14 protein-coding genes are annotated in these 16,323 nt (G+C 35.6%); 4 read left to right on the top strand and 10 right to left on the bottom strand.

Going from position 1 to position 16,323, the window contains the following annotated elements:
• Positions 1-379: 379 nt before the first annotated feature.
• A complete protein-coding gene (locus KZZ04_RS09245; RefSeq protein WP_219422536.1) occupies positions 380-1,429 on the bottom strand; it encodes an alpha/beta hydrolase in 1,050 nt (349 codons plus the stop codon).
• Positions 1,430-1,919: 490 nt separating this feature from the next.
• On the opposite strand from KZZ04_RS09245, the gene KZZ04_RS09240 reads away from it, so the two are divergent.
• The gene (locus KZZ04_RS09240) at positions 1,920-2,684 is read left to right on the top strand and encodes a hypothetical protein (RefSeq protein WP_219422535.1); all 765 of its coding nucleotides are present in this window, start codon (positions 1,920-1,922) and stop codon (positions 2,682-2,684) included.
• Between the two features lie 549 nt (positions 2,685-3,233).
• Here KZZ04_RS09240 and KZZ04_RS09235 read toward each other — a convergent pair.
• The 6 genes from KZZ04_RS09235 to KZZ04_RS09210 all read right to left on the bottom strand — a co-directional run bounded on the left by KZZ04_RS09235 (position 3,234) and on the right by KZZ04_RS09210 (position 9,941).
• A complete protein-coding gene (locus KZZ04_RS09235) occupies positions 3,234-3,596 on the bottom strand; it encodes an MbcA/ParS/Xre antitoxin family protein (RefSeq protein WP_257903594.1) in 363 nt (120 codons plus the stop codon).
• A 292-nt stretch (positions 3,597-3,888) separates the two neighbouring features.
• Entirely contained in the window at positions 3,889-4,215 is a 327-nt protein-coding gene (locus KZZ04_RS09230; RefSeq protein WP_219422533.1) for a hypothetical protein, read from the bottom strand.
• A gap of 868 nt (positions 4,216-5,083) precedes the next feature.
• A complete protein-coding gene (cas6f, locus tag KZZ04_RS09225; protein ID WP_219422532.1) occupies positions 5,084-5,686 on the bottom strand; it encodes a type I-F CRISPR-associated endoribonuclease Cas6/Csy4 in 603 nt (200 codons plus the stop codon).
• Positions 5,683-6,711 (bottom strand): type I-F CRISPR-associated protein Csy3, encoded by a 1,029-nt coding sequence (gene csy3 / locus KZZ04_RS09220; RefSeq protein WP_219422531.1) that lies wholly within the window; start codon positions 6,709-6,711, stop codon positions 5,683-5,685. The genes cas6f and csy3 overlap by 4 nt, the downstream gene beginning before the upstream one ends.
• Entirely contained in the window at positions 6,711-8,762 is a 2,052-nt protein-coding gene (locus KZZ04_RS09215) for a type I-F CRISPR-associated protein Csy2 (protein ID WP_219422530.1), read from the bottom strand. The genes csy3 and KZZ04_RS09215 overlap by 1 nt, the downstream gene beginning before the upstream one ends.
• Positions 8,763-8,765: 3 nt before the next feature.
• On the bottom strand, positions 8,766-9,941 hold the full coding sequence (locus KZZ04_RS09210; RefSeq protein WP_219422529.1) for a TniQ family protein: 1,176 nt from the start codon (positions 9,939-9,941) through the stop codon (positions 8,766-8,768).
• 214 nt (positions 9,942-10,155) lie between these two features.
• On the opposite strand from KZZ04_RS09210, the gene KZZ04_RS09205 reads away from it, so the two are divergent.
• Positions 10,156-10,434 (top strand): hypothetical protein, encoded by a 279-nt coding sequence (locus KZZ04_RS09205; protein ID WP_219422528.1) that lies wholly within the window; start codon positions 10,156-10,158, stop codon positions 10,432-10,434.
• A gap of 13 nt (positions 10,435-10,447) precedes the next feature.
• A complete protein-coding gene (locus KZZ04_RS09200) occupies positions 10,448-11,101 on the top strand; it encodes a site-specific DNA-methyltransferase (protein ID WP_219422527.1) in 654 nt (217 codons plus the stop codon).
• Positions 11,102-11,105: 4 nt separating this feature from the next.
• On the opposite strand, the gene KZZ04_RS09195 is transcribed toward KZZ04_RS09200, so the two are convergent.
• Both KZZ04_RS09195 and KZZ04_RS09190 read right to left on the bottom strand, forming a co-directional pair.
• Entirely contained in the window at positions 11,106-12,914 is a 1,809-nt protein-coding gene (locus KZZ04_RS09195; RefSeq protein WP_219422526.1) for an AAA family ATPase, read from the bottom strand.
• A gap of 13 nt (positions 12,915-12,927) precedes the next feature.
• Positions 12,928-13,233 (bottom strand): helix-turn-helix domain-containing protein, encoded by a 306-nt coding sequence (locus KZZ04_RS09190; RefSeq protein WP_024590742.1) that lies wholly within the window; start codon positions 13,231-13,233, stop codon positions 12,928-12,930.
• Positions 13,234-13,374: 141 nt separating this feature from the next.
• Here KZZ04_RS09190 and KZZ04_RS09185 point away from each other — a divergent pair, with 141 nt between their 5' ends.
• Entirely contained in the window at positions 13,375-14,964 is a 1,590-nt protein-coding gene (locus KZZ04_RS09185; RefSeq protein WP_219422525.1) for a hypothetical protein, read from the top strand.
• A gap of 1 nt (position 14,965) precedes the next feature.
• On the opposite strand, the gene KZZ04_RS09180 is transcribed toward KZZ04_RS09185, so the two are convergent.
• On the bottom strand, positions 14,966-16,309 hold the full coding sequence (locus KZZ04_RS09180; RefSeq protein WP_219422524.1) for a P-loop NTPase fold protein: 1,344 nt from the start codon (positions 16,307-16,309) through the stop codon (positions 14,966-14,968).
• Positions 16,310-16,323: the final 14 nt, after the last annotated feature.

Raw genomic sequence — 16,323 nt, 5'->3', positions numbered from 1 at the left:
ATCTGATTTAACATGTGTAGCGTTAACGTTAACGCTTTATTTCATTATTGCGCAATATCTAAGTGTTGTCTATAAGGTAGAAACAGAGGGAACAACAGAAAATAAACCACTGGTATTTAATTATAATTTTTTAAATGAGTTGAGAGGTTGTCACCCAAATGTTGTTTGAAGTGTAAGTTGGCATAACCACATTTGATTTTATTGAGCTACAACGGCACAAGTGAAGTGTAAGTTGACATAATATTGAAGCTTATAATGGCATAAAGTTACCATATACGAGCTCTTTAAAACCAACCCCACAAGAATACTGACTAGTTTCATTGGCTGCAATGTGCCATTTGCGGACACTCATAACCTTAGTCACTTGTTATACCCCGCTCTAGCCATTACACCTTTGGTCACCTTTAACCTGATTGCATATTTCACTAAAAATACTCTCACCAGCATCTTTATACCCATTGCTAGACAAATAGTCAGATATTTCAAACAATGAGTCTATGCCATCTGAAGATTGATTAATTGTGAAAGCTATGTACTTGTTAAGTTCTTCTTTAGCATTTTCAGAAATTGCATAATGAGCTGTTAGCCTTTGCAAGGTTTCGTTAGGAACAGAAACCTTAAACCCAAACTTTTCAGATAAATCTGTATAGTGTTTTTTTAAACCATCTAATCCTGAAGTTTTTACTTCGTAGGTTGGTTCCCAGCCCGTAAATGTTGATTGTAAAGCATATTGCATAGAAGAGTGTTTAGTGGTTCTGTGAGATTGCTCTGGGAATTTTTGGAATTCAAAAGAACCTTCAGATAAGCTACTTAACTTCTGAGTTAATTCAGTAAAAGGCTCTTGCATATGTTCACCTTCATTTGCGATGGTGATCGTAAGAGGAGCTTTCTTTTTTAAAGCCTTAATTTTTGATTTGGATACCATATCTAAGATGTAATTATCATCAAGAGAAGGACTGAAAGCGAAGTATTTTGAAAAAGCAGGATTATTATTTAACCAATAATCTAAGACGAAACGGCCTGAATTAGAGTGCCCAGATAAAATTGTATAAGGTGCAACTCGGTATTTATCATTAACAAAGGAAACGACTTCTTTCGCAAGGAAGTTAGCAAAGGGAGTTGTTTTTCCGCTTTCAGGGCTAAGTTCTTTTCCTCTACTTTCGATACCGACTACAATAAAGTTTGGAATTTGATCTTCTAATAAATCAATAGTCGATAAAGTTGAAAGCATATCCCATTGACCGTGCAGTACGTATAGTACTGGATATGAATTATCTTCATCATGATATTTCTTTGGCAGCTTTATTAATAAGTTTCTTTTTTCACCAAGTGAATTGGACTGCAACTTAATTTCTTCAGCTAACATCAAATCTGATGCATATGAAAACTGTGAACAAAGTAAAACAAAACTAAAAAACGATACTCTCATTTATAACTCTCCATGTTGATGAAACTCTAGGAATATAATTAATTTAATAGTGCGCTCATCGCGCATATTTCTGCTGACGCCACGCTCACTTATCTACTTTATATAGTTTTAACAAATAACCTAAGGTATTACTATCACTAAGTATTCTAAATTTTTTAGGTAAAGTTAAGCGAATCAATATGCGCGCAGCGCTCATTTTCATGAATATATGCGCAAAGAGCAGTTTAACGAATCAATTAACGACGATATTTAGCCAATCTCAATGACCGGTTATCGCTCGTTTCAGATATAAGACACACTTTGGCTGAGAGGCCGCTTGAGCCATAGGGTCTTGTATGTTGCATGCGTTTATATTTCAGCAAATTAAGGGATATTTAGCATAGAGACTAAGTAAATAATTTAATAAAAATTAAAGTGCTGGGGAGCTTAATAAAAAGTGATTAATTGGTATTATGTCGAGCTACCTTACTATAACTAACTGGTTGGAAATATGGATTATTTTGAATTGGACTTGGCTGAAGTTCAAAGTGTTTTAAAAAAGCGAAGAGATAAAAAGAGCCTGACGTATGACAGCACCTTTTTTATGGTTAGTCCATGCATGAGGTTTGCATTTGAAATATCAATCTACCACGATGACAATTTTTGCCATCCGCCAATAGTGCATATCGATTACTTAAAAGGTTTCAATGAAATTAAAATGATTGGTGGGGTTGAAAAGCCTTTTATAAATGAAATCAACTCTCAGATAAAAGAATACTTAAAGAGAAAAAGATTTGAAAAGAATAGCGTACTTACGAATATTATTACCTATTGCTCTGAGCTTATTCAAAATTACATTTTAAGCAGCCATGCTGTGCAATGGTTTGTTCTTCCGTCATTCGACTGGTCACCGATATACAAAACTGCTATTCATGCTCCTGACGCGAATGAACTTTATCATGATTTTAAAAAGCTTCTTGATTTTACATCTGAAAATAGCTTGTTTAGATATACACTTAAAGAGCTTGAGTTTTCGGCAGACCGAAAGGCTTTTAAAAAAGCTTGTGCTTCAATCCCAATAATCACAGCTATTCCAGAAACTACATCAGTCGAATTCTCTTGCCTAACTATAAGAAATAAAAAATTTGAACGATGTACATATTCTGAGCTTGTTTATCTACAAGAAGTACGAAGAGCTATTGGTATAGATGTTTCCGAAAAAAATAATGATTTAGATGTGGTCAAAAATAGAAAATACTTAATCAGTATACTTTAGTTGAGAATATATAAGTTTTTAAAAACACCATTTTTCAGGGGCAGCTTTTAGCCCTTTCGGGCATTTGAGGAGCAGTTTTACCAATGTCAGCTATCAGATCATCCAACGGTCGAGTGCGGTTCAACTCGCTTTGACCGCTTTCGGTCTAAAGTTACGGCTCTTTACAGTATTGATGAACGTCTGCTTTAAGGAAATGAGACTTAAGCGAAAAAGAAAGCGCGAATGACCGTAATTCGCTCAAATAGGACCCCGAAAAGTGGCTAATATAGCTATTTAGGTTAACGCTTTAAAAAAACAGAAGTATATTTCCGATAACTACCTTTGAATCCCTATAAACGGAAGTTTGATTCCGAAATCTAGCAATATAGGCTTAAAACCGGAAGTTTACTTCCGTTTTGTGCTTCAAGATTATAAGTAGGTATCTGGTGAAAGCTGGGAAGTCCAGTAGGATTAATACTCTCAGAGGGCCCCATAATACTTTAAGGTATTGATAGGTGTTTAATTACCTCTAGTTAAATAGAGTAGTAAGCGTACTGCTTTATTATAATGCTATAGCCTCGCATCTAAATAGCGCCTTACTTTACGCAAATTAACTATTTGTCCAGTAGCCATTAAATCTAGCGCTGAAAAGCCATTAAAACCCTCGTTTGGCTTAGTAAGCCACTCATCAGCCTGCGCTGTTTTAGGCAATAGTATTCTTAAGTTTTTATAAACACCAAAAACATAAGAGATGCGCTCCAACACATCATCGGTTAAGGTGGATACATTACCCTTTTTCCATTTCTCGAATGTAAACTTATCAGGCTCGCCGAGGAATATTCGCTGATTATCTTCACTTACACGCCATTCCTTCATGATGTTAAAGAATGTTTTTAAAGCGACGCAAGCCGATTCAGCTGATTTTAGATCCATATTTGAAAGGTTCATTTTAAATTGTGTATTGTCATTAATATAGCCTATTTATAGCTTGCTTTTGAGATGATTGTAAACAAGTCAGGCAACTAAAAAGCCAGAGTAATAACGGGCTATTCTTGAGTTCACTTATTAGCTTTTAGTGCAACTGAAAATTAGCTTTTAGTGTGGATTTGAGAGTATTTGCATTATCCTATTCAGTACCCTCGCTTACTTAAAAAAGCCCTTATTTAGCGCTCATTATCTGCTAAAGCAAACAACTCGACGTACAAGAATGCGCTGGGAACCTTATTTAACCTTTCATAATATCTCTCAGCAAAACACGCTTTAGCTGTGTACCATCAGGATACCCTTTTGCTAACAAATCCTCTAAAACCCCGCCTGTGTAAAAAGTGTAACCATTTTCTTCATCAACTGGGAGTTCATAGGTAGAGCCTGATATTTGAGGCCATATCCAGTAATTTTTACACGGTGATAGATGAGGTAACACCATTGAGCCTGAGCTCACTCTCCAGGCATCGTCATCTCGCCATGAACAAAATAAAACATTGCAGGCTTTATCATCTATTGTCTTAAATGTTAGAACAACCCACCCATCTGGTTTATACTTTCTGATCATTCTCTCTCCTCACTTAATCAAATAAATAATAGCCTAACTTTACTACCTTTTTTAAAAAAGTTTATTCTTTGAATCTAGAATTTTCGGCAGCTTCAGAATTGTTTAATTCCTTCAAGGTATGATACTTAAACTAAGATTTATTAATTAAAAATCTCAATTTAAGTAGGTTTAGATTTGGCTAAGCATCTAAAATTGAAAAATTAAAGCGAGAAAATCTGTATGCATCAATAATAAATTTATGGGAGTATTACGAATTTCGACCCGTACATACATTAGCAACAGGTAACGCTTTGCTAATGAGTAATTGACAGCAGTCTAAACTTGCGCAAAGCGCAAAGCCATTTTTCACAGTGTGTTTGAGAGCGAACTTGGGCAACTTGTATGGACTACTTTGAAGATATTTAATGATGCAATTAATGACTAAATGGATGATCCTCGCAATTTAGCCCTAAATCACCTTAAAGGTTGTTGAGTAACGTTGTTAACAGCCTTAAACATGGTTACAAAACTTGAAAAGATCCCAGCGTTAACTGGGCTCTCTACTTAGCCTCTGCCTTTTCGGCAGTTAAAAGTCACAATTTGTGGTTGTCTTCTTCCAGGCCTATTTCCAGCTGCCTACTCGGCAGTCCACGTCTTTGTCTGCGAGACGATTTATGCCTACTTATTTCCAGCTGCCTACTCGGCAGTCCACTAGATGAGACAGAAGAATGGGATTTTTTCATTATTTCCAGCTGCCTACTCGGCAGTCCACTATAAAAATAGTATATATTTCCATAAATACCAAACTGTTAAACGAATTTAAATCATTTACCCTTATTTTCAATCAATCAGATAACTCATTGAGAATCAAAAGAGTCTTTTATAACTATTAAAAAAGGGTATTCAAAGAGGGAACCGTACCTTGAAATGTTTGATTTGTAGCAAAGCCATAATTGTTAAAGTGATTATTTATGGGTTCAGCATTTTCAATTTTCTGTATATGCAGAACATAACTTTGACCATTGCCTTTGCTTGATACAGGTATTGAATGAAAATGGCCAATGTCTTTTGTCTCAAATTTATATTCAGGGTTGTAAACCTCGCCTCTAGCTTCAGCTCTTTTTTTAGCTCGCTTTAATCGCCTTCGTTTTTCACCAACAAATGCTTTGGCTACTGATTGGTTGCGAACAAACATGACTTCACTTTGGTTTAATGGTACTTCGAGTATTTCTGATAAGCCAAATAACTTATCATGAGCCATCACCTCAAAATAGCTTTGCTGAGATAGATTGGTTAATTGCTCTTTATCTGTCGATACAAACGCTATTTGATTGCCTATCGTTTGCTCGTTCCATTTAGGAAAGCACACACCAATATTACTTACTTTGCGTGAACTCATAAACCCATGCAAAATACCGATACAACGGCCAGCTAGAAGGCTTACATCACAATTTTTAGGTAAATAAGTAATGGTAAAATAATAGCGCTTCAACCTTTACTCCTTTGGAACAAGCCACCTTTTATCAGTACTGCCGCAATAAAGTGAACTGCGTCTGATTCTCGACTTTGCTCTAAACTATGCTTTTCCATGTGCTTAATATACAAAGCAATACGCGGGAGTAATGAATAAAAGTCTGAATGGGCCTTAGGTGTTCTGTGTGCAACTAATATTTGCTTATCTGCGCCATATTCATGAGTGCGTAAAGGTTTGTAGCCTCCCTCATACCAATCATCGATAGTTTGAATCGCAGCCCCTACTTTTTGTGAGTTTAAACTTGCTGCTTTTTTATCGCCCACTTGAGTGTATGCAAGTTGTTTAGATGACATGCCTTGTTCAACAGTATCTACAAACTTTTGACTAGGGTGAACCTCTTGGCTAAATGCATTTTTAATTTTTGCTGTTATATCTAAATAACAATAATTTTGAGGGTTGCTGAGCCCTTCTTGAATAGCTTCTGACAACGTTAATAATGCCGTTTGATTATTTTGCCAATTGCCTCGCCATTTTAGTTTTTGTGCACCTTCAACAATAATTGGAGCTGCGTGCTCAGTAAGTATTTCAATATCAACATTTGGTGATTGGCGGTTACGCCAAAGCCAGTTGCCCATCAGTATATTTTTAGCATAGCGAGTTGCAACTTCATTAAGGCCATTGTTCTTTTTATAGGTTTCAAAAAAACGTTTTAACCAATAAATAACTTTAGGGTCATCACAAACATGTGGCTCAGTGTTATTAGCCTCAACCCTGAGTGAAAAACGGCAAAATAGCTCATTTACTGTTGGAGGCACGTAGCACACATCAATTGTTTGTGGGTTCCCAAAAGCGAGATCTTGTGGCGCTAAATTTTTAGCCACATTTTGCTTTTGATACGCATCGCCAAACCCTGACTTTTGTCCAACTAATTTATTTTGCTCTATTTGTAGCGGTTCAAAATCTGACTCCGATGTTTTATAAAAAAACACCGCTTTACTGGGTGAGAGCGAACGCGTGTAACTTAAGTGCCGAGGTAATTGCATTATTCATACTCAAACTTAGACTTTTTCATAAGCATAGACTCTTTTTGAACATCCATAACCCAAAATGCATGATGAAAAAACAGCTTAGCCCCTGCGTACTTTACTGATGTATTACTAACACACTCTAACAGCCCAATTACGGGCTCTGCATAACAATGGTGTTCATGTAATGCTGCATCTCGCTTTACGGGTTCTTCAAGCGCAGCAAAGCCAATTGCAGCAGGTCTTAAATTAAAGTTACCGTTAAGGGCATCAATTAATTGTTCAAAACTTTTAACTACTTTTTTTGAAGGATATAACCAACTGCCATTTGACGATTTTACCTTTAGGTTTTTAAACAGCTCACTCGGTTTAGTATGTACATGACACCAGTCTATATTTTGATATAACGAAGGTGGATGCATAGTCCCGCCTGCAAACGTAGATGGTAGTGCGGGCTTTATAAGCTGACTATTTAATTTATCTAACAGCTCAGTATTTGGTACCAAAAGCCTAAATACTAAATCGAGTGTTATGTCACATTTAGGTTTATCGATAATTCCTGATCTTATCACATGACTACGGCCAGCAACTTGTTTTAACTTATTTGGTTCAGGTAATGGTTTACCCGTATGTAGTTGATAGTTTTCAATGTAAATGGCACTGCCAATACACTTAATTGAAGGGTCTATAAAGTTCTTTAGCTTACGCTCAAAATTATGAGCATGCCCATTTAAAGCAGTAAGTGACGGCATACCTTGAACATACGGGTTAGCCATTGCCTCAGCATCAAACACTCGCATATCTTGGCAATGTACATACACTATTTGCTCATCATTTAATATTTCTTGTTCAGCTGCACAGTGAGTAAATACATAGTTTAACTGCGCTTTAAACAGTCCCATTAAATTAGGGTGATACGCAAAGCGTTTGAGCTTACTTAAATTACCAAGGCTCTCGTTTAGTACGTTACTAAATTGGCTAATGCAGTTAGTAATACTCTGATCTAAGTAATGCTTTGCCCACTCAGGGTAAGCTTGGTTTTGCGCGTTATTTTTAGCTTCAAGAATATTATCAAGCCATAACTGCAAGCTAACACGTACTTGTCTAATAGCCGCTACTCGCGCTAATCGTTTTTGCCTTAACGTATTAAACTGTTTAATGCCTACCAACACCAAAATCGCCTGTTGAAATTGACTACTTAATAGCGCACGAATTTTAAATGCTTTCTCAATATCATTATTGGCTACTTTAGAGCGGTTAACAGCCTTTGAATATGTTTTAGGAAAATAACGCAGCACTCTTATATTACCGCCTACTGAGCTTGCTAAATCGCCAACATTGGTAGGTCTTGAGTGCTCAACTAAAGCAAAATTTAACTTACGATCTGTTGTTAATTGCTGAATTTTAGCCAGCATTGCGTGGCTTACTACAGGCGTAACCGCAAGGTAGCTTTGCTGAAATGGCATTTGTAATTGTGGTGAAAAAGAGCTTACTTCTAATGGGAACTCTGCCACTGGCAACTGCTGTTTTATTTTACCCGAGATTTCTAAAACCGCTTTTTTAGTAAACTCGTACTCTCTTATTAAATTAATCCAAACAGGCTCTTCAGCTATTAGTAACTTTGCTAAACAAGTTACTTCACTTTGCCAATTAAACGAGGTTAAAAATAACTTTGCATGATTAATTTCAGCGCTGTTGTGCGACCAGCCAAAACTTAAAGGTAATGACCGGCTACAAATACCCGCAATATCTTCACTTACAACTTCACTAATTAGACGTTGATGGCTTACGCGTATATCGGGGTATTTTAAATTATGAGTATGAAACCATTTAACTTCGTTAATGCACTTACTCAATAACAATTCATCGCGTAATACACTTTTAGCAGTTCTTGTACTTGTTAAATCATCAATTTCACTTCGTTTATAAACTAGGTTAATGAGCACAGTCAGGGCTTGTTCTTCAAAGCCATCTACCGCAACATGAGGCATATATGGGGCAAACAACTTTCTAAGTGTTGTGGTTTTATCTTTTAGTGATTCAATTGCAAGTGCATCTTGTAAGTTCATTAGTTACCACGGCGCTATAAATTGTTTTTTTGTTTGAGGTTTTTCAGCTGCGAATGCTTGATGTAGCTCAATCACTTGGCGTAAATAAAAAACATGGCTATCAGCTCTGAGTTGTTCGTGCTTTTTTTGTGGGTAAGCACAGTTTAAAAAGCCTTCTTGATGAAGCCTATAAACCTGCTCTGTGGTGGTGTTTAATAATACTGCGGTATCAAAAGTACAAAGCAGTAAGTCAGCAATATTTGGATGTTTAGCTTTAGGGTTACTATCAACTAATTCGACAAAGTAACTAATAATCTCATCTATTACTTTGTTTTTACGGTTACTTGTTGCAGCTATTTGACCGTCACGGATCACATTTCCATACACAAAGTTGAACTTAGTTTTATTAAAAGGGTTAAGTTGTTTGAGCCGCGCATTATTTGTGAGTAAATCTAATTCAGCTGTAAAGCCATCAGGCCAAGTACTAAAGTAATCAACAAAAGCGCAGTTAAAGTCTGCATCGCTTACATCAAGTTGTTTAGCCTTCGCAAACCACGATACCAACCCCACTATTTTTTGGCTGTTACTACTTGCAAGCGCAAATGCAATTTTAAAGTCTGCATCGTTTAACTGTTCACTACTGGTTATTTTTAAACCACAATTGCACTCTAAAAACGCCTCAGAAGCTCTGTAATCAATTAAGTTATGGCATTCTTTACAATGTATAGTTAATTGCATTTTATGCTTGTGGCATGCTTTATAGGACTTTAAATGCCAATAAAAAGGAATATATTGAGACTCAGACAAGCATTCAATGCAAACAGGTATGTTATCAGTATGAAGTAGCTCAAGGGGAATTGTCAGTTCATTACGGCTTACTGCGGCAAGGTTGCCAAATTTAAAATTACTGCGCCGCCACGCAAGCGCAAGAATATCACCAGCGTTAACATCAGCTAATTGGGCTACTAACTTAAGCGCTCTTATTCTAAAGCTGCTCGCTTGCCTAGCATGATAGACATCAACCATACACAGCTCTACCGGCAAAGCACCTTCAAGCTCATGATCTTGCTCTGCAAGCCATTGCCATAAAATATCAGCAAGCTCACTATAACCATCATATGAGTTATCCCTTGCAAGCCTTAGCAAATAACTTTCAAGCGCCTCTTCAGGATAAGGTTTTGTTTGAACTAAAAAATGCATCGCCAACCTAAACTAAGAAAATCTTAGTTTAGGTTTAGGCTAAATAAATTAGATAGTCAAAAAATAATTATCGTTAAATCATTCGTACTTCACAAAAGTACAATATCTGATACTGTAGAGAGCGTTACGGCATTTCTAAAGGATGTATTAATAGCCAGTAACACAATAAAAACTCAAATTTAAAAATACAAAGCTAACTTATAAGGAGATTCTTATGGCTTGTAACTGCTGTAATAAAGCACTCAATAGTGGAATGATCATAAAGGCTGACCAAATTACAGGACAAAGATTTAAATCTTGCCCTCATTGCTCTGATGCAAATGGTTCGGAACACGTATTTCATCATTACCCTAACTCATTTGGTAAAACTCCCGCACGTAAATCGTCACAAAACCCCGATGGTTTCCAAAGCTATTGTATAGATTGCCGCCATTTACCCAAGGGGACAGCATCAAAAAGCTCACACAATGGCCGATTATGCAGCACACTTTAACTAAAGAGATTTAATGCAAGTATTTAAAGATGATGCGGTAAATTGGTTATCAACACTTTCAACCGAAAGTGTTGATCTTTTAATTACTGATCCACCCTACGAATCATTAGAAAAACATCGAAAAATAGGAACTACCACTCGCCTAAAAGTAAGTAAATCGTCAAGCAATCAATGGTTCGACATATTTCCAAATAATCGCTTTGAAGATCTACTAATAGAAATATACAGAGTGCTGAAAAAAGGTTCGCATTTTTATCTATTCTGCGATCAGGAAACAATGTTTTATATTAAGCCAATAGCTGAAAATGTAGGTTTCAAGTTTTGGAAGCCAATAATTTGGGATAAAGTGACTATTGGAATGGGCTATCATTACAGAGCTAGACACGAATATATTCTTTTTTTCGAGAAAGGTAAGCGCAAGTTAAATGATCTAAGCGTTCCAGATATCCTCACATGTAAAAGAGTATACAGGGGCTACCCTACTGAAAAGCCAGTTAAGTTAATTGAAACACTCATCTCGCAAAGCAGTAATGAAAATGAACTCGTCGTTGATCCTTTTTTTGGCTCAGGAGCTACTTTAGTAGCAGCCAATAACTTAAATCGACAAGCTATCGGATGTGATATCTCTGAGTCCGCTCACTTACATCTAAAAGGTCGAATCACATAAGCAGTTATTGATTATGTGATTCAATAAAATCCCAGACCGTTTCACATAGCGAAGTTAGCTCTGGCGTTAACTTCCAATCATCAGACTCATTCATAAGTGAAATTGCAGTATGACAAAATTTAACTTTGTCTTTAATTGTACCTGATTTGTCAGAATAGAATTTCCGTTCAAGTCCATCAGCTTTGTCGACATAGCGCTCTAACACTTCACCAATACCATACCTATTAGATTTAAATAGCTCTTCCTTCATATTTTCAAATCTATCGATATTACTATCAGTTCTCTGTTTAAAAGTCTCCCATCTAGCTTTAGCTGTATCAATCAAAATATCAAAAGGTATAAAGTTTTCGATTTCCTTATATTCAAGTAAATAAAATGCCTCTTCCAAAGCTTCTCGTAAGCTTTCAACACGCTCACCTTTGCCCTCAATATCTGCATCAGCAATTAGTAAGATATTTCTGTTGAGTCTTTTAGCGGGGGTTTCACTACCATTATTTTCAACATCATCACTGAAATCCCAGTGAGTGATATTACTGCCTTGGTACTCTGTGAAAACAAAATGAAGATTTTCATGATAACTTCTCAGCTTACTTTTCTTATCTTCATCTTCGAGCTCTTCGATGTACTTATTTAGATAAGCTCGCAAATATAGCTTATCAGTAACGCCTTCCACCCAAATTGAACAATTAGCAAGAAGTACCGACGATGCACGTACACCAAGCTCATTAAGTAACTCACCATAATCTAATGAGGCTTGTACTTTACTTTCACCTCTTACCCTGGAAACTTGTTGAATTGAAATATCATCACGCTCTTGAGCCAAATCTAAAAAGTGGTTTGAATGAGTCGTCATAAAAAACATATGCTCTTTATGCTTTGCAAATGTTTCAATTAATGTTCTTTGAAGTCCAGCATGTAAAAAGTGTTCTGGCTCTTCAATAAAAAACATAGTCGGCTCTTCAGCCATAAAAACTTTATAGGTCAACAATATAATTGATTGAATACCGTCACCTAAATCATAAATAGGCCTGTCTTCATCATCACCTTCTTTAACATGTACAACATCTTTATCAACCATAGGCACTAATGAGATACCCCTGCCAAAAAAGAAGTTTTCAGAAAGATACTGTTCATAGTCGCGAACTTTTTGTCGCTTCTCATAGGAACCTAAAAGATGCGATATAAGATCTTTGTAAAGGCTATGACCAGTGAAAATTTCATATTCATCTATCTTTAAACTTGCAAAGTAATCTGACTTAGTCCTACTTTCAAAAATATCCTTCTCAGCAACATGGCGCAGCCCCCGAAGAGTTGGTACATAGATCTTACCCCATTCCTTAGTCACTGAATAACTACTTACCTTTTCTAATGCCTTTTCAGGGAAGTAGCCTTTTAGCATTGAATTAATAATCTCAAAAAATGTATGTTCCTCTGCTGGGGAAGTATAATTTGGAGCCTTAGAAATTGAATAGATTTCTGCCGCTAACTTGCTTAAACAAATAGGTTTATTTTGAATTGATAATACTTCATTGAGTAATTGCTGATAGTTTAACGACCTGAGTCTTCTAAGATCCCCCCTCCAACTACCTTGATTAAAGTCACTTGATAGTTTTTCGATTATTTCCTTTATTTCAAAACCCAAATACTCTAATGCCCAATTATTAATATTTCCATTAAATAATTTTCTTAATTCGCGACTCTTACCTGAATTATTAGGGCCAATAAAAAATGTTATTTGGCGAGTATCCTCTAAGAGCCAAGAATCATCTCCCGTCTTACCTATTTTTCTAATTGAATTAGCATTTACTTCCATGTTTTTTGATCCCTTATAGCTTTGCAGGTTTGAGTGTATTTAATAATTCAATTTGGTCTTCTTTTTTTAACTTACCCAAAGCACAAATTAGTTCAGATAGAATATCTTCTTCACAATAAAAATAAGCAACTGGCACATCTAGCTCTTTAGCAATGCGTTTCATGGTTAAAAAATCAGGGGCATGTTTGCCTTTTTCGTATTGGTTCATGCGAGCACTAGCCGTGTTTGGCTCCATGCCTAACGCCATACCTAGCTGTTGCTGAGTAAGGCCTGCTGCTTTTCTTGCAGATTTTAGGCGTGAAGGTGTTGGAGTTTCCATGAGAACCTAAGCGATAAATTATATTATGCTAAGATTCTCTTAGTATCTAACCTATAAGTGTACTAAGGATATTTTAGTTTTTAAATGTACACCTAATTAGTAATGTCTTAAACTATACATTTATGAATTAAAAGGGGTTTTATGCTTGTTTTTGCTAGAGATGCTTCGGGTAAGATTGTTTCAATAAATAATGTCAAAAATGGTAAAGCATGTAACTGTTTTTGCATCGCATGTAATGACCCTTTAATTGCACGCAATGGCGGCAAAATAAAAGCGCACTCATTTGCTCATACTACAAAAGAAGAGTCTAGAACATGCTTAATGACCGCTTTGCATCGGTACGCTCAAGAATATTTTTTAACGGCTAAAACAATAAACCTTCCAGAAATTACTATTTATCATCGAGGTTACAGTAAAACTGAATCTAGTAGAAAAGCCTTTATTAACTCTGCAAAACTTGAATATAGCATTCATAACAAATACATCGCCGATGTGAAGTTAGAAACTAATATCGGTGATTTATTAGTTGAAATCAAGGTAACATCGCCTTGCTCCGCAGAAAAAATTAACTTTTACCGTGACGAAAAAATCGCTTCCTTAGAGTATGATTTATCTGCTTATATTGATTCTGATTATACCGATGTAAATTGTGCTCTTAAGCATAATGATGATACGTCTAATTGGTTATTTGGTTGGTGTGAGGATCAATTAAGAGAAGAGATTAATCAAAAAGTTGAACTCAACCAAATTGAAATGAATAAAAAAATTCGACAACAAATTGAAGAGTCTAAAAAACAAGCCCTACGTAAATTTGATAACTTAAAAAAGCGACAACGACTAAAAATACCCAGCCACAACATTGGATTTAACCATAATATCAGTGGTAAAAATTACGATTTATCTGCCCAAGTAGTAAAAAGTAAAAGTATACATTTTAAAGAAGTTTTTCTTGAAGCAGAGCATGAACATTTTTTACTATTGAAGTGCGTAGCTCTTAATAACTCTAACCAAGAACGAGTGTTAAATGTTGTCCTTTTATTTCAACATGATATCCCCGATATCCTCAAAAAAGATTCAGGCCAAATCATCGTAGGTCGAATAAAAAAATCAAAACGATTTAAGTTCGAATGGCTTAACTTTACACCTCCAGGTTCGGCTTTAGAAAGAGCAAAATTTATAGCTATTACTGAAAAAGAAAAGCAACTAGAAAAATATAAGTTTATAGAGCACGTAACAAACTATGCTGACGTTTATGCATTAGAACAAGATAGATATTTTTCAAATGATTACCCAAAATGGAAAATCTGGCTTGCTTCACAAAGCGATATAGCTTCCAACAAAAATTTTAATGTTAAAAACCCCAAGTATCCGGCTTTATTAAAAACAAATAATACACACCCTCAACTTTGGATGTTTGATCGCTGGTATATATTAATATTTAGTAAGTTAGCAGAGTTTATTGACAGCTATCCAATCAATACCCCCATAGATACAAAATACATATTTGAACTATTAAAAAACGAGTTTCCACTTTCCCGTAATTACAACTTTTTTGTCGAGCAAGCAGATAAAATGAATGTTTCATATAAATTAGAGCACTTACTAAAGCCTGAAAGCATTATAAATACTTGCTTATCATTTTTTGAGGAGACACTTGCTGTTGAAAAAATCTCTGGTGTTTTTTTTAGAAATTACAACTTGAGATTGCAAATGTCCCCTGCAATTAAATAAATTAAGTATCGGAAGGTTGCAGCCCTAATACTTCGAATGTATTTTTAAGCTCTAGAATGGCGTAGCCAGGGTCTATACCGTAATTAAAAAAGCCACCATTTATTATTTTGTCCCAACTATCTTGATCTTCTTTAGGAATAAATTCAGCGGCATTAACATCACAATCTTTAGCTAAAATGACCATTAGAACTTCATGAACCGAAGGTCTATTATGACCTTCAGGATATGGGTTAACTTTCTTTATTCCTAAGATATTAGCAATCTCTTTAGCATCATACTTAGAGTTGCTTATTTCATTAGCTAAATCGGGCTTGAAACAATAGATTACAACAGCTAGTGTATTTAACAATAAATACCCCAAATAATTGTTTTCTAAAAATGCCTTTCCCTCGGTTAAGACTTGCAACACTTCCAGATATCTAACAAGCGTTTCGACTTCTCGTAAAGATAGTTCTAGATTGATAATTATCGACTCAATAAATTTTTTAGGTAATGAAGGTGAGTAAAGGTTTTTTGGTAAATGTTGATTTTCCCGAACCAACTTTTCAAATAAGGTCATGGAAGCAAAAATTGGTTCAAGTCTATTTGGTATAGTTTTATTACTGAGTTTAATAGTGAATTTTAAAAACTTATCCAAATACTTTTGAGAGTTAACATCAGTACCATAACAATGATTTATTGATGCTCTCAATTGTTGGGAGTTAGTAACCAATACAAATTGAACATTGCCGATATCAAATACGTGTTTAATAAGCTCTAGAACATCTACAGCAAAGCTAGGCTTACACCTATCTAGCTCATCAACAAAAAACACTATAGCTTTTTCTTCTGCTACTTTGGATATCGCATCTTTAAGGGAGGTTAGATTTTTTTCAGCTTGTACCTGATCTTTTATAATTGACTCAACAGTAGCATCAATGGCTTTATCTGCGGCTTTTTGGATATCTTTGTCATAATCATCGGCGACACTAGCAAAATCTTGCCTAAGAATATGTCCAACAAAAGCTTTTCCTCCTGTTTTAAGTCCAAACTTTGTAGCTGGTATAATTTTTTTAATAAAGCCTGGCTGCTCTTTTTCTGGCAGTAACTTAATTATCTCTGATAGAAGCGTGACAAGTGGTTCACCTACATGATCAGCTTTAAATGCGTCTACATAGATTAAATGGTGAGTATCCTTTAATTTGAATAAATTAATTGTTTTTTGACAAAATTCAGATTTCCCCGTTCCCCAACTGCCATCAAGCATCATAGGAGATACATCCAAAGATGAACTCAAAAGTTTAATCATGTTTTCTGCTACAGGCTTACGATGAAACTCATCACGACTTTCAAATGTGTTATTCATATTTTCCCTAATAA

The organism is Pseudoalteromonas sp. CR1, assembly GCF_019392235.1.
GTDB lineage: Bacteria > Pseudomonadota > Gammaproteobacteria > Enterobacterales > Alteromonadaceae > Pseudoalteromonas.
This window is presented reverse-complemented; position numbering and strand designations above follow the sequence as displayed.